Raw genomic sequence first — 19,931 nt, 5'->3', positions numbered from 1 at the left:
AATTTATAGTTTGAAAATATTTATAAAATATTTTTTATAAATAATAGAATTAATTAAAAATTCTATTTTAAATTAAAACAATAACTTGAATTTAATTAAAAATAAGAAAGTATGTGAATAATAATTAAATGTAATTTTTAAATTTTTATATGATCTAATTTTTGTCAGATAAATTAAATCTTAATTAAGCAGAAAACGAATAAACATACTGAATCAGAGGATACTAAGGGTATGAAAATATTGGTCATCAATGCGGGTTTATTGTGTTTGTTTTTTTTGAGCAACGCTTATGCTACATCAGATGAGTGGACTCAGCGCTGGAAAGCATCACCTGCACGTTCTAATGAGCATCTGGCACAGGCAAATCTGATTGAACTCAGAGAGTCTGATTATTATGAAAGTTTTGGAAAAGCAAGAACTACCGTATATAACACCTCTTCAAATTCTATCGGCACTGTGAATACTCCAACCAATAATATTACGGTGGAGGGCTCAGATAATGGTGTAAATATTTCCAGTGAATTATTCAATGAAGCTCCAGTGAGTTCTAATTCCAATCAGAATTCACCACGCTGCCCAAATGTGAGTAACCAGCCGGGAGAAACACTATGCTGAATTTCCCGTATGGAAGGTCTTTATCTTCCGCCGGTATCATTTTGATTTTTACTCAATCCTTGACAGGATGTACCGGCCTGGCATCTTCAAATTCAAAGCCGGTAGAGCTGGTACAAGGTCCGCCAATTACTGATATTTTTACTCCATTTGATATGGCCTTATCTTGCTTAAAGGGGCAATTGCGCAATGACATCAGCTTTTCTGTAGGAGCAATTTTAGACCAGACAGGTAAAGACGTCGTAACCAATGGTGGTAGTGGAAAAATGGTAACCCAAGGCGCAGGAGATATGGTGCAATCCGCCTTATTTCAGTCTGGGGTCAGTGTAATGAACCGGCGTGATCCTCGTATTATTGAAAGTGAAGCCAAGTGGGGGATTCGTGATCCAAGACAAATCCAGGCCTCTGATTATTATGTGACGGGCAGTATTAATAGCCTGGATTTTATTCCAGGTGGCGGGTTGGACATGCAGATTGCAGGTGTTGGACCGAATTATAGTCAAACCCGAATTATGGTAGGTTTGGATCTATCTCTGACTGATACACGCAGCAGTAAAGTTGTCGCGAATGTCTCATTACAGAAACAGATTGCTGCACAGGATTATGGTATCAGCGCTGGAAGATTTACCGGCCGTACCTTATTAAATATTCAGATCGGAAAAGGTGAGCGCGAAGCGACGAATTTTGCTTTACGTCAGATGTTGAATCTGGCCACTTTTGAATTACTGAGCCAAGTCGTTCCACCGCCAGTGTTCGAGAAGTGTCGTGCAGAAATTCCACCAGAATTTGGACGTTTAAACTTAACTCGAAGTTCGGTGGCTTTGCATAAATATAAAAAAAATCAGCAACAAAATAATCTAGATTCAAGTATCCCGGTTCAGGAATTAACCTCAGACGATATTCAGCAATCTCAAGAGAAAAACAAATCTACCAATACACCGAGTAAAGATACCAAAGCACCAAAAAACAAAGAATCCGAGGTAATCCAAAATCCTGATCCAGAACCTGAAATAAGTAAACAGGATCTCATTAAATATATCAGTAAAAAACACTCTCCAGACTCTTCAGACAAAATGCTAGAGGAAAAAGAGAAGCAGGAAAAAAGCAGCAAAGAAAAAGATGAGGAGAAAACATCCATGCTGTGGGATGCCAATCCTGAAGTTGTTGAAAACTATTGGTCAAGCACATTGCGTGATTAATAGTTTCACAAGTGGGCTCGCTCCCATTAGTAAAAGAAGTACTTAGCGAGGAGTGCTTCAAAACTAGAAAAGGAAAAACAAAGATGAAAAACACGATCAAAACAATCGCTTTATCCGTCACCTTCCTGTCTGGTGCAGGTATGGCATATGCTCAAGACACAAATGTAGAGGTAGATACCGGTTTACAGGCATCTCTGGATGCAATTTCCCAGCAGGTTGAAAATGGATCTGCCCTGAATCTGGCTGTCAATAGTGCTGATATTAATGCAAGTGTTAATACAGAGGCTTATGCCAATTTAGGATCAGATCTTGGAACAGATACTCAAGATGTGGTCAATTCAGTTGAAAATACAATTGAAACTACAGCAATGGGTGCAGCTAATACAGGTAGTATTGAAATCGCGCAAGGTAGCTTGAGTACAGTGACTTCAAATACACTTAATGAAACCCTAGATTGGGCATATACTGATGTAACTGGTGAAATCAATAACGAAACAATTGGAGAAGATATTTCGGAGAGTACAACGAGTGCGGATATTTCAGATACATTGAGCACAACGCTGGATAGGACTTTTGATGAGGAAGTTAATAAAACTTTAAGCAATTATAGTGTAGCGAATATTGCTTATAATGCTGGAGCAGTTGATGCCTCTGTAAGTGCGATTGCAGAAGGTGTAGATAATAGTGTGGCCAACACCATTACTACTACTGCAATTGGTGCAGTAAATACTGGAAGTATTACTGTCACAGTAGGACAATAATATAACTTGCTTGATTTTCTTACAGGTCTAACTATTGGCAGATAGTTAGGCCTCTTATTTTATATAAAAATTTTTAAAAAATATTGTCTACTTGTCGGAAAGTAAAGCAATTTCTATTAATGATTATTTTTTAATTGAAATTTTTTAGGAAAAAACGAAGCAATAGAAGAATATAGTTGTCTTAAAATATTTCAATTCAAGAAAACAGATATAAAAAAAGAGCACCTCAGTACTCTTTTTTAATTTAATTCAAGAAATTTTAGTCTTGAACAAATTCAACCGTACCATTTGCTAGTGATTTCACACGCGCTAATGATTCTACGCGATAACCTTTTTCAAGCAGAATGTCACGGCCCGGCTGGAATGATTTTTCAATCACGATACCAATACCCACGACAGATGCTTCTGCTTGGTGAATCAGGTCTGCCAAGCCAAGAGCCGCTTGACCATTTGCAAGAAAGTCATCAATTACCAGTACTTTATCAGCAGCGTTGATGTGCTTTTTAGAAATTGCAATGGTACTTTCAGTTTGCTTGGTGAAAGAAAATACCTTAGAGCGATACAGATCATCTTTCAGAGTTAATGATTGATATTTGCGTGCAAAGATCACTGGAACACCCAGCTCAAGGCCAGCCATTACAGCAGGTGCGATCCCTGATGCTTCAATAGTGATGATTTTAGTGATACCAGCATCTTTAAATAGACGCGCAAATTCCTGACCAATTTGCTGCATCATAACAGGATCGATTTGATGATTTAAGAAAGAATCAACTTTCAAAACTTCTTCAGATAGAACGATACCTTCAGCTAAGATTTTCTGTTCTAGTGCGTGCACGGGAGAATCCTCAAGACCAGATGCTTTTTCAAGCAAAAGCGTATTTTAAAAAGCACCCGGAAAAAATCAAGCGAAAATCGTTAAAAATGCTTAGTTCGTTGGACCTTTATAGCCAGTGAGTAACAAACCATAGGAAGTTTTCTTATCGACATGCGCTACCTTGACTGGTAAATAATCAAGTTTTGGGGCTAACCAGAAGATGGTTTCGCGTCCTGGCTTGTCATGTTTCATTACGACCTTCATGGTGCTAAAGGTGCCGTAATTGGTTTTGATATTTTCTGTACCTTGTTTAACAAATTTACGTGCTTCCAGTTCTTTAGCATCTGCAATGTAATAATTACTTTTTAAACCAGAAGCTTTTAGGTCTTCACGGATCTGTAACTCGGCGTTTAATTCATCCAGAGCACCATCTCTCCAGGCAAATGAACGTGCCTTGTCATCTTTTTTAGTATGAATAGTTTTAGAAGACGGATTGAACTTGATACTCATGGTATTGTTATTAACCAATACCTTACTGCTACGGCTAAAATTGCTAGAATTAATCTTGCCATTATTAAAAGTAAAATGACTAGTTTCTGTTGCAGAAGCAATCGCGGCAGCCTTGGCTGCAAATACATAAGTCCAGTTATTACCTGACTTAGTTAAGGTTCGTGTTGCTGATCCCATGTTCTTACCATTATAGCTAAACTGATAAGTCGCCTGGAATGGGCTCATGGCAAACGCTTGACTGGACATGCCTGTGAATACCAGTGCTGTAGTCAGTCCTGCAGTCATACCAATAGTTTTAATTAAGTGTTGTGCCATAAGTGAATTTTCCTGTATGAAAGGGCAGTCAGTCACTTCTGCCAAGCTTTTATTATCAGACTAAAATGTGGAGGGAGAATGAACTGATAAAATTTGCAGAAGTGTATCATTCATGTCATTTTTTTCATTGTTGTTTCACAACTTAAACACTTTACGAATCTTGTTTCTGCTTGATTGGGGTGACCTGATTTTCACTGAATTCATCTGTATCATCCCAGCTTTCTTCTTTTTCTTGAGACAGCTTTCTGAACAAGGCTGCTAGATTCACATTTCCAATAACGACCAGTTCAGCCTCACGTAATACAGCATGATTGACATGTACTTTAGACAAAGTATCAATCACTGATCGGCTTTTACCGAGCCAGCGGTTAAGATCTAAATGTAGTAGGTCATCAACAACTTTAATTACACCCAGCTTTTCCAGAATCATACCGAGAGGATCTTTATTCAGGATACGCTGATAGAAAAATAGGGCACAACGTACGCCAATTTTATAGAACACATTTGGGTATTTAGCATCAATTACTTGGGTATCGCTAATCTGTTCAAAAACAATCAGCTGGCGGTCTTTATTCAGTTCCATCTGTACCAGTTTCAGGTCAACAGACAGAGTAATGACCATGCCATTGTAATCAAGTGTTGCATATAAGCGTAACCAGTCATCATGCAGATCCGCATGCAGATCTTTTAAGGCTTTGACGTTATCAGTCACAAAACGCTGAAAAGTTGCATTCAAAAATACCTGAGAGAGGGGAAACTCGCGTTCATCTTCAATAAACCCTTCCGCCTTCTGATACACCTGGCGAATGCGTCTGGAAATATTGGAAATGATGGTTTGCATATGGAAGCATCCTGGCAACTATATTTTTGATAGCATGTATCTTGTCGAAAAGTATAAAAAATACAAGAGCGTGTGCTTGCAGTTTAGCAAAATAAATTGCACCATTTTTAGTGTTTTGTTTATACAACGTAGAAGATTTGATATAGCTCTCACTATCTACCCAAAGTGAAAGATATATCAATATTTGTATATTGAAAAATTTTCTTTGCAAGATATTAAGGATAAAGGCTCCTGGCTGAGCCTGAAAATGTGACTAGAATGACCCTGATGCCCTTGGTTAAATCATGGTGGAAAGATCCAATTTTTAGCAGTGCTGTAGGGATTGCTGCATTATTACATATCATGATTTTAATGCTGCAGTTTGGAATGCCATCGGAACAGGATACTTCGACCAAGGAAATTGCAGTTAGCCTGCGCGTCAGTAATGACAAAATCGAGCATGCCGATTTTCTTGCCCAGACAGATCAGCAAGGTTCCGGTCAGTTCCGTGAAGCGCATCGTATGTCCAGTGATGCTCCATTGCCGATGCCGGATCAGACAGCTGGAAAAGAGGCAATGCTTCAAAACAGCCAAGATATGCTGCAACAAAAACAAGAGTTGAGCTTTGAAGAAAAAGTTCTGATGACAACCCTAAGCTGGCAGAAACAGGCAGAAGAAAATCAGCGCAAGAAACGTCAGGAAGAACTCAACAGCCAGTTTCAAGCCAAAGCTGCTATGGTCGCGAGTCTGGAAGCTCAATATACGCAGCGCCAGAAAAACTTTAGCCGTCAGCAGAAAATTAAAACTGTTGACGGTATCCAAGCCAAGCAGGATGTATCTGCAGCTTATCTGGAAAAATTCCGTCAAAAAGTCGAATTTTATGGGAATCGTTTTTATCCTGAATCTGCCCGTATACAGCGCTTGGCGGGTGACGTCCGCTTAATGGTGATTCTGAATCAAAATGGGGGTATTCGAGCGATTCGATTGTTGGAATCTTCTGGTCATACTGTATTGGATGAAGCTGCTCGAACCTCATTACGTAAGGCTGCGCCGTTTGGTGCTTTCGATGCCAAAATGAAAGATATTTCAGAATTACGAATTATCCGAACCTGGCGTTTTGATCCGGCAGAAGCCGAGTTTGAAGTGCGTTAATCTGGCGCTGTTTCATAATGGCGTAATACCTTACAGACATCTACGCTGAAATAGCGATACCAGTTATCTTTACCGAATTGTTGCGCGGCCTGGTGTTCAGCGTCCTGATGCCAGGCATGAATATCCTGCAGGCTGCTCCAGTAGGAAAGTGCAATCTCAGTGATTCCTTCAGTTAAACTTTCAAAATGCTGACAGTGAAACTGGGTCAAGGCCTTTTCCCGCATCTGTTGGGCAGTGGCAAAGTAATCTGTGTCTAACTGCTTAATTTTAGCTTTAAAAATAACGACATATTGCATAGTAACTTCTAATTTTAACTAATTTCTGAAATTATTCTTCCACACGATGATAATAACCGTGTTCTCCGGAACTGTTCCAAATCACATTTAAAAATTTGCCTTCAATTTTTAGATACTTTGGAAAAATCCTCAGATGCTTTTTATATTTACGCTCAGGTTTTAAACCGATGCAGTTGCCATTTTTCCACCATCTACCTTCAGCATATTGATCTAGGGCTCCATAAGTTAGATACCATTTAAATTTACCTTCAGGCAATAACAGCATTTCAGAGCCTGTTTCCATGACGCCATTTAAATAATAATGACCTGTCCAGACTTCATCTGCTTTTTGAAATTGGGTTTCTTTACATAGCGTCTTTGAACTTGCATAAAGTGTTGAAGATAGAAGGGAAGTACCCATGAGTAGCAATACGAGAAGAATCTTTTTCATTTTTATCCTGAACTTTAGCTAATCATCTTTATTGTTATGAGGTGTATTTTATCAGCTTTGGTTGAATTAAATAGCATTGATTTGATTGCTATTTACAGGCATAAAAAAGCGAGCCGAAGCTCACTTTTTATAGTCGGAAAATTTTAGTCTCTTTCCAGATATGGATTTGCAAAACCGAATTTTGCCAGAATCTCGATCTCAATGCCTTCCATCTCTTCTGCATCTTCATCTGAAGTCTCATGATCATAGCCCATCAGGTGCAAGGTGCCATGAACCAGCATATGGGTAAAGTGAGTCAAAGGTGCTTTGCCTTGTTCAACGGCTTCACGCAATACCACTGGGATACAGATGACCAAGTCTCCAATCGGAAAAGCATCCAAAACTTCTGCCATTTCATCCGGAAGATCACTTGGAAAAGACAACACATTGGTGGGTTTGTCCTTTCCGCGATATTCCAGATTCAGTTTGTGGCTTTCATCATTGTCGACACAGGCAATACCAATTTCACAATCACTTTGCGTACCGATATGACGTAAAGCAGTTTCTACAACTTTCTTGATATAGGCACGCTTAATCACGAGTTCAGGTGCCTGAAAATCCTGTTGTAGACTAAGACTAAGTTTCAAAACAAATCCTTAAAAGTAAATATTAATGCTGGGCGTCAGCTGCCGCATCATTTTCAGCGACCAAAGCTTCCTGACGTGCTTTGCGTTCGGCACGTGCTTCGGCACTTAAACGTTGTTGTTCACTATCCCAGCCTTCATAGGCTTCAACGATTTTCTGAACCAGCTGATGACGTACCACATCACGGGAATGGAAGCGGGTGATATGAATCTCTTTCACATTTTCCAATACACGAAGTGAATGAGCCAAACCAGATTGCTGACCACGTGGCAAGTCGACCTGGGTCACGTCACCGGTAATCACTGCACGAGAGCCAAAGCCCAGACGGGTCAAAAACATTTTCATCTGTTCAGGTGTCGTGTTCTGTGCTTCGTCCAGAATCACAAAGGAGTGGTTCAAGGTACGACCACGCATATAAGCCAGTGGTGCCACTTCAATGATCTGACGTTCAATCAATTTGGCTACTTTTTCGAAACCCAGCATTTCATACAGGGCATCGTAAAGCGGACGTAAGTATGGATCGATTTTTTGTGACAGATCACCCGGCAGGAAGCCAAGTTTTTCACCGGCTTCTACCGCAGGACGTACCAGGAGGATACGCTGAATCTCATTACGTTCCAGCATGTCCACTGCAGCTGCTACCGCCAGATAGGTTTTACCTGTACCGGCAGGACCAATACCGAAAGAAATGTCACTTTGCAGAATGCGTTGTACATAACGTTTCTGATTGGCACCACGTGGATTGATACGGCCTTTACGAGTCTGTAGCCAGACATTGTCCAGACCAGTATGTTCCTGATCATGCAGGTTGTCCTGCAATTCACGGTCGGTTTGGCTGCCTTGGATCATCAGGTGCAGGGTATCTGCACTGATCTGGCCGCTCTGTTCAGATTCTTCATGAAGTCGCTGCAGGAGCAACTCCGCTCTCTCAACGGCATCGATCTCACCATCAATAAAAAAGCTGTCGCCTCGATGGGAAACTTTGACGTCTAAACGTTGTTCAATTTGCTTCAAATGACCGTTATAAGCACCGAGCATGCTCTGTAAACGGTCCATTGAAATTCCAGGAAAAGCTACTGTACGTCGAATCGCTGCTGTCAAAGAGAGTTCCTTATAGAGATAGGTTCTTATATCCCTACATTACGCCACGTCAGGCTCAAGATTCAATAGCTCACCGTAAACTAAATTGAGTGTTTTTATTTCAGTGATTTCAATCTCGGCAAAACGTCCAACCCATGCAGGATCACCAATAAATGTCACATAACGTGTGTTATCTGCGGTACCTACAAGGACATTTGGATCCTTGTCTGAAACTTTTTCTATGAGAACACGTTGAATGGTGCCAAGCATCGCATCCGTTTTCTCAATGCTGGATTGCTTGATCCATTTTTGAACTTTTGCCAGACGTTCTTTTTTCACCTGTTCAGGTGTAGTGTCTTCAAGTTCCGCAGCAGGCGTACCCGGACGTTTTGAATACACAAAGCTGTACGAATGATCAAAGTCCATATCTTTAATAAACTGATATGTTTCTTCGAAGTTGTCGTCGGTTTCACCCGGGAAACCAATAATGAAATCTGAAGATAGGTGCATATCCGGACGGACTTTACGGAGTTTGGCAATTTTCTCGATATAGACATCAATCGTATGGTTACGCTTCATCGCTTGAAGGACGTCATTGGAACCACTTTGCACTGGTAAATGCAGATGTGACACCATTTGTGGCAGGTCACGGTAGCATTGAATCAGGTCATCATTAAATTCGAGTGGATGCGACGTGGTATAACGTAAGCGGCCAATACCTGGAATTTCTGCAACTAAACGTAACAGATCGGCAAAAGTACAGATCTTGCCATCAAAGGTTTCACCACGATAGCCATTTACGTTCTGACCCAATAGTGAAATCTCACGTACGCCTTTTTCTGCCAGACCTGCAATTTCTGCCAGGACATCATCCAGGGGACGTGATACTTCTTCACCGCGGGTATACGGCACCACACAGAAAGAACAGTATTTTGAACAGCCTTCCATGATTGATACAAAGGCTTTATAACCTTCAACACGTGGTTCAGGCAGAAAGTCGAATTTCTCAATATCCGGGAAGGAAATATCAACCAGTTTAATTTTGTCTTTTTTTGGCTTTTCCACTTGCTCAAAATGCTGATCCAGCATTTGCGGCAAACGGTGCAGGGTTTGTGGACCAAAAATCATGTCAACATAATTGGCACGTTTCTGAATGTTGTCACCTTCTTGTGAAGCAACACAGCCACCCACACCAATAATCAGATCCGGATTTTTTTCTTTTAGTTTGCGCCAGCGACCCAATTCAGAGAATACTTTTTCTTGTGCTTTTTCACGAATTGAGCAAGTATTCATCAGAAGAATATCTGCTTCTTTAGGGTCAGTGGTTAGCACATAGCCATGTGAGTCGCCCAAAAGGTCGGCCATACGATGACTGTCATACTCATTCATCTGACACCCTTGCGTTTCAATGTACAGTTTTTTGACTGTAGCATCGTGGGCTGGGGTGTGCGCTGGCTGGGTAACAGTGTTTTCTGAGGCAGCTGGGGCACTCTTCGGAATGAAGGTTTGAACCGTCATGAAGGCTCCTAGGGATAATACGTTTAAATTGTGAACGGACGACCTTATTAATCTGCGAATCAGGTCAATTAGAATTCAATTCACAGAATGAATTTTTTGGAAGTCGCATATTTTAGCAGGAAAGTCGCTTAAACTTATAGCCTTTATTGGTGGCCTGAAAATATTGATTTATGGACAGAAAATGTTTGAAAATTAATATTGCTGAATCATAAGGTTACATAAGAGAACAGTAGAGTCGGTCTAGAATTTATAAACTAGCACCGATGTTGAACAAAATTGTCTGGCACGAACTACATGATAGAAGTTAAGTTAATGTTGAAACAGATTATAAGTACACATAAATATTCAAGATTATTCACTGTAGGGATGGCCTGTCTGAGTTCAATGGGCGTTCAAGCTGCCGAAGAACAATTTAATGACGCACTCACTGCGGCAAATGCTGGAAATATTGAATTATTACAACAGTATCGTGCAGCCATGCAAAATGATGCCTTGGGTTACTACCCGGAATACTGGATTCTGAATCAAAATCTTGGTATGCAGCCGGCCAGTCAGATTATTAATTTTGCCCAGCGTTATCCGCAATCTGCCATGGCAGAGAAGCTGGCAGCAGACTATGTTGAAGAAAAAGTAAAGCAGGCCGATTTTTCAGCAGCACAGCCAGTCTTGCAATATGTGACCAATCCAGATCAGGCAGAAAGCTGCGCGATTGCTCAGGTACGTGCCAAAAGTGGTGATCCTCTGGTCTATGCCGAATATAAAGATGTCTGGCTGACCACCAATTCTCAACCGGAATCCTGTGCCGGTTTAGGTCGAATGATGCTGTCCAGTCCCTTATTAACCATTGAAGACCGTCAGCAACGACTCTGGACACAATTGCGTGCCGGTCAGTCTGGACAGGCGATTGCGACCGCCCAGAGTATCGGCCTCAACCTTTCTTTGGCGCAGCTTAATAGCATTCAGGCCAATCCGACAGCCTATTTATGGACGGCACCCAAAGCGACCACTGCTGATCATGCTTATCTGGTTTATGCCATGGGGCGACTGGCGGATAGTGATCTGAATACAGCATTTTCGAGTGTGCGACGTACTGCTGAAGGCACTCCTGAACAGATCCAAAAAGCTTTGTACCGTGTAGTCGGCTATATCGGTGGCACCACGGTGATGAAAAACAACTTTAATCGTGAAGTCCTGAATTATCTGGATCTGAGTTATGGCCTGCCATTTAGTCCGGAAGAAGCAGAAATTTATGCACGTCAGGCGATTCGCTTTAGCGCTTGGGAAAGTCTGATTCGGGCGATTGATGCGATGAGTGTGACCCAGAAACAGGAAGACCGCTGGCAATACTGGCTGGCTCGTGCAAGTGAACAGCGCTCAGACCGAGCATCAAAAAAAGCAGCTGAAGATATTTATCGAAAACTGGCCACTGGTGATGATTATCATAACCTGCTGGCACGTGACCGCTTAGGACAGTTAACCTTAGGTACGCCGAAATCCGCACAGCCTTCTGCTCAGGCCATGCAACGCCTGAATCAGGATATTCATTTCCGCCGTGCTTTTGCCTTGCGTAATATCAATGCTTCAGCTGCGTATGTAAACCGTGAATGGAACTGGGCCGTGCGTCAGGCTTACTTGAAACATGATGATGATCTACTGCTTGCCGCAGCGAAACGTGCGCATGATATGGGCTGGCATGACCGTGCTATTTATGCTGCAGATCGTACAGTGAATAAGCACAACTATGATTACCGTTTCCCAATGCCATATCGAAATTATGTGGTCAGCCATAGCCAGAATGCCAGTGTTGATCCGGCATGGGCTTATGGTTTGATGCGTCAGGAAAGCCGATTTAATACTGTGGCGCGTTCACATGTCGGGGCAGGTGGCTTGATGCAGATCATGCCAGATACGGCCAAACTGGTCGCGCGTCAGATGGGCGAAACCTATAATCCGGCAGCATTAAGCGATATGAATACCAATATTCGTTATGGCACCTTCTATTTGTCTACGATTCAACGCCAGCTCAGCAACAGTCCTGTTTTAGCAACGGCAGGTTATAATGCCGGACCGAATCGCGCACGCCGTTGGCAGCCAGACTTACAGAATCTAGCAGCAGATCAGTACACGGAAACCATTCCTTTATTAGAAACACGGGATTATGTGAAACATGTCATGACCAATGCGACACATTATGGCATCCTATTGGGCCAGGGAGCACAATCAATCGGGAAACGTATGCAAGCAATTCCGCTACGTAGTACACAATAAAAATTAATGATTTAGGGATAGTGAATTATTCATGAAGTTAATGAATAGTCGTCGAGTATGAGTATGGCTTTCTGCTTGTATAGTCGCAGGAGGAAGTTTTCCTGCGCTTGCGGCACCGACGGGCTATATCATGGAGGTGCAGATGGTTCCCGCACTTTGCAGTCTGTATCCTGAATTGGCCAAAAAGCGAAAATGTCTGGAAGGTTATTCCTTGAATATCTCCGGCTTATTTCCTGAAACCAGTCAACAGGATTGCAGCACGCAGACTTCATCCGCACTTCCACCTTTACAAGCCAAGGTGGTTGCTCGTGTCATGCCGGACGAGGCTTCACGGGCACGCTTATGGCAAAGTATTGGGGGGTGTATTCCCATGAGTGCCAGCCAGTATTTTCGGACCATTATTAATTATGCGGATCGTCTGAAAGTACCACAGGAACTGACAGACCAAGAAAACATGGTCATGTCGATTAATACATTGCGTACAAAATTCCTTAAGATTAATCCGCAATTACCCGCCAGCGGCATCCGATTTAACTGCCAGACCAACCGTAGTGTCAGCCTGCTGACTGCGGTTAAGGTGTGCTATCGCAGCAATGGCCAATATAAGCAATGTCCGAGCAGTATAGTAAATACCTGCCCTCAGAACATTACAATTAAAGGTACATACTAAGCTTTTCAGCCAAATTAATTTATATTTCCTATCAGACTTTTGTTGGAATTCATTCGCTTTTACATGCATCTCCGAAAGGATTGGAGTACAATCTTTGCCGTTTATGATTATTAAGATTAGATAGAACAGCTATTTAATCCGCATTGACTATCCTCTCAATTGGAGATAATTACATGAAGCAACCTGTTCGCGTTGCCGTTACTGGCGCTGCTGGTCAAATTGGTTACAGCCTATTATTCCGTATCGCTAGCGGTGAAATGTTGGGTAAAGACCAACCAGTTATTCTTCAATTATTAGAAATTCCTGTTGAGAAAGCTCAACAAGCGCTTAAAGGCGTGATGATGGAACTTGACGACTGTGCTTTCCCATTATTGGCAGGCATGATCGGTACTGATGATCCTAAAGTTGCATTCAAAGATGCTGACTATGCATTGTTAGTAGGTTCTCGTCCACGTGGTCCCGGTATGGAACGTGCTGACCTTCTTAAAGTAAACGGCGAAATCTTTATCGGTCAAGGTCAAGCACTGAACGAAGTTGCTAGCCGTGACGTTAAAGTGCTTGTTGTGGGTAACCCTGCGAATACAAATGCTTACATCGCAATGAAATCTGCGCCAGATCTTCCAGCGAAAAACTTCACAGCAATGTTACGTCTTGACCACAACCGTGCGTTGACTCAACTTGCGCAAAAAGCGGGTGTTGCAGTTTCTGACATCGAAAACATGACTGTTTGGGGTAACCACTCTCCAACGATGTATGCTGACTACCGTTTTGCAAACGTAAACGGCGAAAGCTTGAAAGACAAAATCAACGATGCTGCATGGAACAAAGACGTATTCCTTCCAACAGTTGGTAAACGTGGTGCTGCGATCATTGAAGCACGTGGTCTGTCTTCTGCTGCTTCTGCTGCAAACGCTGCAATCGATCATATGCGCGATTGGGCTCTTGGCACTAACGGCAAATGGGTAACGATGGGTATTCCTTCTGACGGTTCTTATGGTATCCCTGAAGGCGTAATGTTCGGTTTCCCTGTAACGACTGAAAACGGTGAATACAAAATCGTTCAAGGTCTTGAAATCGACGAATTCAGCCGTGAACGTATCAATATTACATTGAACGAACTTGAAGAAGAGCGCGCAGCAGTGGCTGACATGCTTAACTAATTTAGTCTTTTAAGATTAAATAAAAAAAGCACTCCACATGGAGTGCTTTTTTTATTTCAGAATATCCTAAGAACAAAAAATAACATCCTGTCAAAGAGCGACAACTGAACTTTCTATATAAGTCGTTTAATTTGTAAGCAGAGTCATCAATAAAAGAGGAGGTACTGAGATGTTAGAGCAGCGACCTACCATGGAAGTTTTTTTTGAGCAACTCGGCTTGGATTCAAGCCCTGAAGCAATCGATGAATTTATCAGAACCCATCAGATCGGGATGGATGTGCCATTACATAAAGCACCTTTTTGGACCAAGAACCAACATGACTTTCTAATTGGGCATTGGAAGCAAGATGATGATTGGGCCATTTTTGTCGATGTACTGAATGAACAATTGCATATAGAAGCAGAGGGTTCAGGTACTTGTGATCTGCCGACCTCCTCACATCCCTGAAAGTTAAAAAAACTAGCAGCAAATTATTTTTTATTTCTATCACGGAGCAATCAAATGGTATTGGAACAGCAACCTACTTTAGAATTATTATTTGAACAACTCGGCCTGCCAGCAGATGAAAGGTCGATTGATGAATTTACCCGTACCCATCAGCTTCCATCTGAAGTTATTCTGCCAGATGCGGAATTTTGGAGTGAGGGGCAGAGTGCATTTCTTCGTGAACATTGGCATCAAGATGATGAATGGATTGTAATTATTGATAAGCTCAATCAATTACTGCATGTAGAGAGTGATAAGCAAAGCGCTTAGTCCACTTTTATACAAAAAGATACAAACAAACCTAGTCACAGGACTAGGTTTTTTTTGTCTTATCTTATAAGTTAGTTATATAAAGAATTACAAGTTAACTGATATAAGGAGGGCGAGATGCTCGGAACAATGCAACCATCCTTACCCCTATTATTTTCGCAACTTGGTTTGCCGAATAGTCCTGCTGCCATTGAGCTATATGTACGTACTCATCAGTTACCTAAGGAAATCTCATTGCATGATGCGCATTTCTGGAATAAAGCACAGCGTTCATTGTTAATTAGTCATTTGGTACAAGACGATGACTGGGCAATTTGGGTTGATGAACTGAATCAACAGTTACACTTAGATGCCGATCGCCGTCGACTGGCTTAAGAAGATAAAACTAGTTATAAAAAATGCCTCATTCATGAGGCATTTTTTATGAGAATAATTTCGCAGTTTTAATGCATCCGGCTGTGTAGAATTTGAATAAACCAGTCCTGTTGACGGTATTCTTCAAATGCTGGATGTTGATCTACCAGTTCCAGATCAAAATTGTTCAATTTACTGTATTTATTTAACCAGTGACGGGTCATAGCCGGTTCTTTTTTGCTTGCTGAGGCATATGCCAGGAAGAAATAGATATCTGCATGCTCATAACGGCTCATCGGTTTTAAAATCTGCTGGGTAATCAGTGCATAGCGATTTTCTTTTGTGAGTTCAAAATAGATCATGTAGGCTTTAGCCAAATGCAATGACAGATTGATATACAGATCGAGAGGCATTTCTTCAAACTCGATTCGACCTTGTTCCAGCAGAACAATCGCTTCTTGCAGAAAATGCACCTGTTCCTGACGTAACTGGCTGATCGCTACCAGTTGTAGGCGAAGGTCAGCCCGTTCAAGCGCCAGCTCAGGGGTATTGCCATTTAAAAATAGCTGATCTGTTTCACCAATGCGTGCAATGATCTCTTTGGTGGTTGGTCGCATGAACGCAGTCCTCGTGTCTTAATGATTGGTATATGAGGATGATTGTCTGCTTTTAAAGGCTAGATTAAAGAGGTATCTGAGCGTAACCACGCGGTAATGGATAAACGTTGATGTTTGGCTACTAATACTTCGTGCAATAAATCACTTTGGAAGAATGCTAAACGGTTGGGCTTAGGTGAAATCGCATGCCACTGTCCATTTTTATCTTGTAAATGTAGTTCACCCCCCCAGTCATCTTGCCATTCTTCATGCAGATAATATACCGAGGAAATCATGCGGCCATTCTTACCTTGCGGGTTGTCGCGGTGAAGAGCATAGAATTCACCTGCGTTATAGCAGGCAAAATGTGCTTCGACATCTTTAATACCCAAATAAAATGCGCGGTTTAAAACTTGAGAAAATTGTTGCAGGGTTTTGGTATGTTGGTGAGAGATTTGAAGTTCAGGTTGTAACCAAAGAATATGATCACTGCGGATGTTACTTACTACGCCATTTTGAATCGCGGCATCACGAAATTCGTTTAAGTGACTTAGGCATTCTTGACTGACCGCATGTTGATATTCAATTGAATAAGCACCGTCAACAACACTAAAGCCATGTTGATCTAAATCATCTAAGATTTGATCAACATTCCAATCCCCTGGGATGACAACTGCTTCCATTTTTCAATTCTCGAGCGTGTGGTAAAAAGGTTTGCTATTTTAGAGCAATAATCGTTTCTGAACGAATCAGTTTTTCATGTTAAAATAGCTATTGATCTTAGGAATAATTGAAACATGAATTATCGTCACCACTTCCATGCAGGCAACTTTGCCGATGTCATGAAGCACGTGTTATTGCTTCAGATTTTGTCTCGCCTTAATAATAAAGACAAGCCATATCGTTATATTGATACGCATGGCGGCGCAGGTAAATATGACTTATCGACTTCAGAAGCGCAGAAGTCTGGTGAGTTCTTAAACGGTATTCATCGCCTGATTAAACTGGATGATTCAATCAAGCGCAATGCCCCTGAAGGCATACAGCAATATTTAAAAATTGTTGAAAAAATGCGTGAAAATTTTGGTAAAGGCGCGTATCCGGGTTCTCCGTGGTTTGCCCTTGAAGGCATGCGTGAAATCGACAAAGCCACCATTTTTGAAATGCAGCGTGATGTCTTCCAGCAGCTTGATCAGAATATTTTTGACAAGCGTGCTGGTCTGCATGAGCGTGATGCTTATGAAGGTTTGCTCGCAGTCATTCCACCGAAAGAAAAACGCGGTCTGGTAATGATCGACCCGCCGTATGAGCTGGAACGTAAAGATTTCCCTCAGTTAGTCGAGTTGATTGCAGCAGCTTATAAAAAATGGCCGACAGGCGTATTTGCTGTTTGGTATCCAATTAAAGACCGTGCCATGATTGAGCGTTTCGAGAAAAAAATGTTCAAGACCGGTATTCGCCGTCAGCTGATCTGTGAAATATGTGTATGGCCAGACGACACTCCTGTTGGTTTAAATGGTTGTGGTCTGTTGGTGATTAACCCACCTTGGAAGTTCTCTGAAGATGCTGATGAAGCACTTCAATGGTTATTCCCGCATTTACGTATGCAGGAAACTGGTGGTCACGCCGCAGTTCGCTGGTTAGTAGGCGAATAATTTTTTAAAGATCAGGTCATAGCTAGGATCGACAAGAATGACAAATATAAGCAAACCGGAACGTGACTCTTCCACCGAAGCGCCTTTTGATGGCATCACCTTTGAGGTGGAAGAAGAAGAGCATACTCAGGAAGGGCAGAAAATTAAGCGTCGAGGTATCTATCTATGGCCTAACCTGATTACAACCGCAGCGTTGTTAGCAGGTTTTTACTCAATTATTGCCAGTATGAATGGCAATTTTCAGCAAGCCATTTATGCGATTTTTATTGCAGCATTACTGGATGGCCTAGATGGACGTGTTGCACGTGCCATTGGTGCGCAAAGTCCGTTCGGTGAACAGTTTGATTCGCTATCGGATATGCTGGCCTTTGGTGTGGCGCCTGCTATCTTGATGTACAGCTGGGGCTTAAGTGAGTTGGGCCGGATCGGTCTGGCGGCATGTTTTGCTTATACCGCTTGTGCGGCTTTCCGTCTGGCACGTTTCAATGTGCAGATCGGTGTGGTTGATAAACGCTACTTCATTGGCGTCGCGAGTCCACTTGCTGCCGTAATGATTATTTCGCTGGTCTGGGTCGGTTTAGATTTCCCGGAAATTTTCGATATTAAAGATTCAGTGGTTCAGATCATCAATGCCGTTGCGATTGTGATTACCGGTTTGCTGATGATCTCCAATATCAAATACTATTCTTTTAAAACGGTAGAGCGTAAACGAGTTCCATTTTTTGTCTTGCCAATTGCCGTATTTATCTTTGCAGCGATGACTTACAATATTCCGGTCGGGATTCTGGTTATCTCTGTAATTTATGCTTTGTCTGGTTTTGTTACAACTTTTATGGCGAAACGACAAGTGAGCTAGTATGCAGGAGAGTCTGATATGGCGTTTCTTCAGGATTTATTGGATCGTTCGAAACAGCTGAATCAGACTCCTGCTGCCCAAGCCGATCTGGCCTGTCACGGTCCTAATAAAAAATATAAATATATTCACCATCGTTTTGTTATTCCCAATCTGCCTGCGCCACTGCATTATTTCAATTTTTTTAGCATGATCGGTCAGCCGAATGTGCCGATGCTATGTAATCCCGATGCCATTCATACGGATGCCTTGGATACAGCAACGGTAATCTGTAGTACCAGTCCGCACATGGTCGGTCAGTTGAATCATTATTCCATCCAGAATGAGTGTCGCTTTGAAAGCTGTAACTTTAATTTTCATACACGTGAGCAATTGAGCAGTATATTTCCGGAATTTCATTTCACCCGCCAGGATGACGAGCTCAGTGTTGATCTGAAAATTAGAGCTATCGAGTTGATTACCCACTTTACCCAGCTTCGATTTTCTCTGGCTGATTATTGGTCGATTCCATGCTGGTGTGAAGGTGTCATTCAATATAAAGATCAACAATACCAAATCGAAAGTCTGGGTAGCTTTGAATATGCCCGTAGTTTCAAGTTTCCCTATTTGCCATTTGCTTTCTTGACTTATCAGATGATTAATCTGAGTCAAAACCGGCAGATTATCCTGGTTCAGGTACGAGATAGCTTTAATAAGATTATTCAGTCACGCATTTACTATAAAGATTTGGAAAGCCAGCAGACCCAAATGCTGGATGAAAAGGTAATTTTTAAAGTGCATCGGGTCTATCCAAGTGTGACCACACCAAATGGCCAGAAAATGTATTTACCACGTGAATTCGAATGGCACTGTGAAAATAAAGATGGAATTCAGATTTCAATTCAAGGACAAAGTCGAGGTGATTTTAAATTTGGTCTTGGGGCAGGCTATGTAGGGAGTTTTAGCTATCAGGTAAAGATTAATGATCAGGAAGAAAATGGGGAAGGGGGCTATATTGAATACATTGATTGCCGAGCTTTGCGCTTCCAGGAACTCAGCAAAGAAGAAAAAATATTAAGTAACGTGCCCGATTCTGTACCATTTTTAGTCAAAAGATAGAGAAAAAGCTGATTTCTGTAGAATAAATAAACAGACGGTGGTTTTTGTTGAAAAAGGGGGTTGCACGTGGAGTGAAATACTGTAGAATGCACATCCATCGGCGGTGATGAAGATTAAAACTTCTGATAAAACAGTAACTTAGTTAAGATTGGTTGAGTTAGGTTTTATTTGATAAGTTTAAAAATAATCTGATTTACTAGTTGACTTTCTAGAGATAGAGAGTAATATAGCCGACCTAGCTTGATGCTGACGAAGCATTGAGAAGATCATTAAGAGATTATGAAGAACAACTTGTGTGGATTTTTACTGGTTGATTGATCGAAATTATTTTCATTGATTGATGGTAGAAATTACTCGAAGTTTATTTGAGAAATGAATGTCAGAAAATT

At 41.6% G+C, this 19,931-nt stretch carries 23 protein-coding genes; 13 read left to right on the top strand and 10 right to left on the bottom strand.

What is annotated here, in order from left to right:
- Nucleotides 1–231: 231 nt before the first annotated feature.
- The 3 genes from C3420_RS14025 (at nucleotide 232) to C3420_RS14015 (ending at nucleotide 2,572) form a co-directional block, all read left to right on the top strand.
- Complete coding sequence (locus tag C3420_RS14025; RefSeq protein ID WP_076754335.1) at nucleotides 232–615, top strand: hypothetical protein; 384 nt, start codon at nucleotides 232–234, stop codon at nucleotides 613–615.
- Nucleotides 609–1,811 carry a CsgG/HfaB family protein gene (locus C3420_RS14020; protein WP_103800814.1) on the top strand — a complete coding sequence of 401 codons (1,203 nt, stop codon included), beginning with the start codon at nucleotides 609–611 and terminating at the stop codon, nucleotides 1,809–1,811. The genes C3420_RS14025 and C3420_RS14020 overlap by 7 nt, the downstream gene beginning before the upstream one ends.
- A gap of 83 nt (nucleotides 1,812–1,894) precedes the next feature.
- Nucleotides 1,895–2,572 carry a hypothetical protein gene (locus tag C3420_RS14015; RefSeq protein WP_048881838.1) on the top strand — a complete coding sequence of 226 codons (678 nt, stop codon included), beginning with the start codon at nucleotides 1,895–1,897 and terminating at the stop codon, nucleotides 2,570–2,572.
- Between the two features lie 259 nt (nucleotides 2,573–2,831).
- Here C3420_RS14015 and C3420_RS14010 read toward each other — a convergent pair whose 3' ends face one another.
- From C3420_RS14010 to C3420_RS14000, 3 genes are all read right to left on the bottom strand, one after another.
- Nucleotides 2,832–3,407, bottom strand: a complete 576-nt coding sequence (locus C3420_RS14010) for a xanthine phosphoribosyltransferase (protein ID WP_004809732.1) — start codon at nucleotides 3,405–3,407, stop codon at nucleotides 2,832–2,834.
- A gap of 90 nt (nucleotides 3,408–3,497) precedes the next feature.
- A complete protein-coding gene (locus tag C3420_RS14005) occupies nucleotides 3,498–4,211 on the bottom strand; it encodes a DUF3108 domain-containing protein (RefSeq protein ID WP_004809730.1) in 714 nt (237 codons plus the stop codon).
- 151 nt (nucleotides 4,212–4,362) lie between these two features.
- Complete coding sequence (locus C3420_RS14000) at nucleotides 4,363–5,052, bottom strand: hypothetical protein (RefSeq protein WP_048881840.1); 690 nt, start codon at nucleotides 5,050–5,052, stop codon at nucleotides 4,363–4,365.
- A 267-nt stretch (nucleotides 5,053–5,319) separates the two neighbouring features.
- On the opposite strand from C3420_RS14000, the gene C3420_RS13995 reads away from it, so the two are divergent.
- Nucleotides 5,320–6,183 carry an energy transducer TonB gene (locus C3420_RS13995; protein WP_213064673.1) on the top strand — a complete coding sequence of 288 codons (864 nt, stop codon included), beginning with the start codon at nucleotides 5,320–5,322 and terminating at the stop codon, nucleotides 6,181–6,183.
- Here the strand turns inward: C3420_RS13995 and C3420_RS13990 are convergent.
- From C3420_RS13990 to miaB, 5 genes are all read right to left on the bottom strand, one after another.
- On the bottom strand, nucleotides 6,180–6,479 hold the full coding sequence (locus tag C3420_RS13990; RefSeq protein ID WP_004896079.1) for an antibiotic biosynthesis monooxygenase family protein: 300 nt from the start codon (nucleotides 6,477–6,479) through the stop codon (nucleotides 6,180–6,182). The genes C3420_RS13995 and C3420_RS13990 overlap by 4 nt on opposite strands.
- Before the next feature lie 31 nt (nucleotides 6,480–6,510).
- Nucleotides 6,511–6,909 carry a hypothetical protein gene (locus tag C3420_RS13985; protein ID WP_103800816.1) on the bottom strand — a complete coding sequence of 133 codons (399 nt, stop codon included), beginning with the start codon at nucleotides 6,907–6,909 and terminating at the stop codon, nucleotides 6,511–6,513.
- A gap of 143 nt (nucleotides 6,910–7,052) precedes the next feature.
- Nucleotides 7,053–7,535, bottom strand: a complete 483-nt coding sequence (ybeY, locus tag C3420_RS13980; protein ID WP_004809720.1) for an rRNA maturation RNase YbeY — start codon at nucleotides 7,533–7,535, stop codon at nucleotides 7,053–7,055.
- Nucleotides 7,536–7,557: 22 nt separating this feature from the next.
- A complete protein-coding gene (locus C3420_RS13975) occupies nucleotides 7,558–8,634 on the bottom strand; it encodes a PhoH family protein (protein ID WP_048881843.1) in 1,077 nt (358 codons plus the stop codon).
- Nucleotides 8,635–8,673: 39 nt separating this feature from the next.
- Nucleotides 8,674–10,131: a tRNA (N6-isopentenyl adenosine(37)-C2)-methylthiotransferase MiaB gene (miaB, locus tag C3420_RS13970; protein ID WP_004809718.1), complete on the bottom strand. Its 1,458-nt coding sequence runs from the start codon at nucleotides 10,129–10,131 to the stop codon at nucleotides 8,674–8,676.
- Between the two features lie 366 nt (nucleotides 10,132–10,497).
- Between miaB and C3420_RS13965 the strand changes: the two genes are divergently transcribed.
- The 6 genes from C3420_RS13965 to C3420_RS13940 all read left to right on the top strand — a co-directional run bounded on the left by C3420_RS13965 (nucleotide 10,498) and on the right by C3420_RS13940 (nucleotide 15,361).
- Nucleotides 10,498–12,399: a lytic transglycosylase domain-containing protein gene (locus tag C3420_RS13965; protein WP_228152973.1), complete on the top strand. Its 1,902-nt coding sequence runs from the start codon at nucleotides 10,498–10,500 to the stop codon at nucleotides 12,397–12,399.
- Between the two features lie 79 nt (nucleotides 12,400–12,478).
- Complete coding sequence (locus C3420_RS13960; protein ID WP_322869408.1) at nucleotides 12,479–13,069, top strand: ribonuclease I; 591 nt, start codon at nucleotides 12,479–12,481, stop codon at nucleotides 13,067–13,069.
- Nucleotides 13,070–13,242: 173 nt separating this feature from the next.
- Nucleotides 13,243–14,229: a malate dehydrogenase gene (locus C3420_RS13955; RefSeq protein WP_103800819.1), complete on the top strand. Its 987-nt coding sequence runs from the start codon at nucleotides 13,243–13,245 to the stop codon at nucleotides 14,227–14,229.
- A 169-nt stretch (nucleotides 14,230–14,398) separates the two neighbouring features.
- Nucleotides 14,399–14,677 carry a DUF2789 family protein gene (locus tag C3420_RS13950; protein WP_004809710.1) on the top strand — a complete coding sequence of 93 codons (279 nt, stop codon included), beginning with the start codon at nucleotides 14,399–14,401 and terminating at the stop codon, nucleotides 14,675–14,677.
- Nucleotides 14,678–14,731: 54 nt separating this feature from the next.
- A complete protein-coding gene (locus C3420_RS13945; RefSeq protein ID WP_004809708.1) occupies nucleotides 14,732–14,986 on the top strand; it encodes a DUF2789 family protein in 255 nt (84 codons plus the stop codon).
- A 117-nt stretch (nucleotides 14,987–15,103) separates the two neighbouring features.
- Complete coding sequence (locus C3420_RS13940; protein ID WP_004809704.1) at nucleotides 15,104–15,361, top strand: DUF2789 family protein; 258 nt, start codon at nucleotides 15,104–15,106, stop codon at nucleotides 15,359–15,361.
- 68 nt (nucleotides 15,362–15,429) lie between these two features.
- Here C3420_RS13940 and C3420_RS13935 read toward each other — a convergent pair whose 3' ends face one another.
- Together C3420_RS13935 and C3420_RS13930 are read right to left on the bottom strand one after the other, a co-directional pair.
- Nucleotides 15,430–15,957, bottom strand: a complete 528-nt coding sequence (locus C3420_RS13935; protein ID WP_008307094.1) for a hypothetical protein — start codon at nucleotides 15,955–15,957, stop codon at nucleotides 15,430–15,432.
- Nucleotides 15,958–16,016: 59 nt separating this feature from the next.
- Nucleotides 16,017–16,619: a 2OG-Fe(II) oxygenase gene (locus C3420_RS13930; RefSeq protein WP_103800820.1), complete on the bottom strand. Its 603-nt coding sequence runs from the start codon at nucleotides 16,617–16,619 to the stop codon at nucleotides 16,017–16,019.
- A 114-nt stretch (nucleotides 16,620–16,733) separates the two neighbouring features.
- Between C3420_RS13930 and C3420_RS13925 the strand changes: the two genes are divergently transcribed.
- The 3 genes from C3420_RS13925 to C3420_RS13915 are packed head-to-tail and all read left to right on the top strand — an operon-like array spanning nucleotide 16,734 to nucleotide 19,542.
- On the top strand, nucleotides 16,734–17,591 hold the full coding sequence (locus C3420_RS13925) for a 23S rRNA (adenine(2030)-N(6))-methyltransferase RlmJ (protein ID WP_004896065.1): 858 nt from the start codon (nucleotides 16,734–16,736) through the stop codon (nucleotides 17,589–17,591).
- 37 nt (nucleotides 17,592–17,628) lie between these two features.
- On the top strand, nucleotides 17,629–18,447 hold the full coding sequence (pssA, locus tag C3420_RS13920; protein ID WP_103800821.1) for a CDP-diacylglycerol--serine O-phosphatidyltransferase: 819 nt from the start codon (nucleotides 17,629–17,631) through the stop codon (nucleotides 18,445–18,447).
- A gap of 18 nt (nucleotides 18,448–18,465) precedes the next feature.
- Nucleotides 18,466–19,542 carry a DUF6670 family protein gene (locus tag C3420_RS13915; protein ID WP_103800822.1) on the top strand — a complete coding sequence of 359 codons (1,077 nt, stop codon included), beginning with the start codon at nucleotides 18,466–18,468 and terminating at the stop codon, nucleotides 19,540–19,542.
- Nucleotides 19,543–19,931 lie beyond the last annotated feature (389 nt).

The sequence above is a fragment of the Acinetobacter sp. ACNIH3 genome (assembly GCF_002918965.1).
GTDB classification, from domain to species: Bacteria; Pseudomonadota; Gammaproteobacteria; order Pseudomonadales; family Moraxellaceae; genus Acinetobacter; species Acinetobacter schindleri.
The sequence above is the reverse complement of the archived record's forward strand: the minus strand, read 5'-3'. Positions and strand labels throughout refer to the sequence as shown.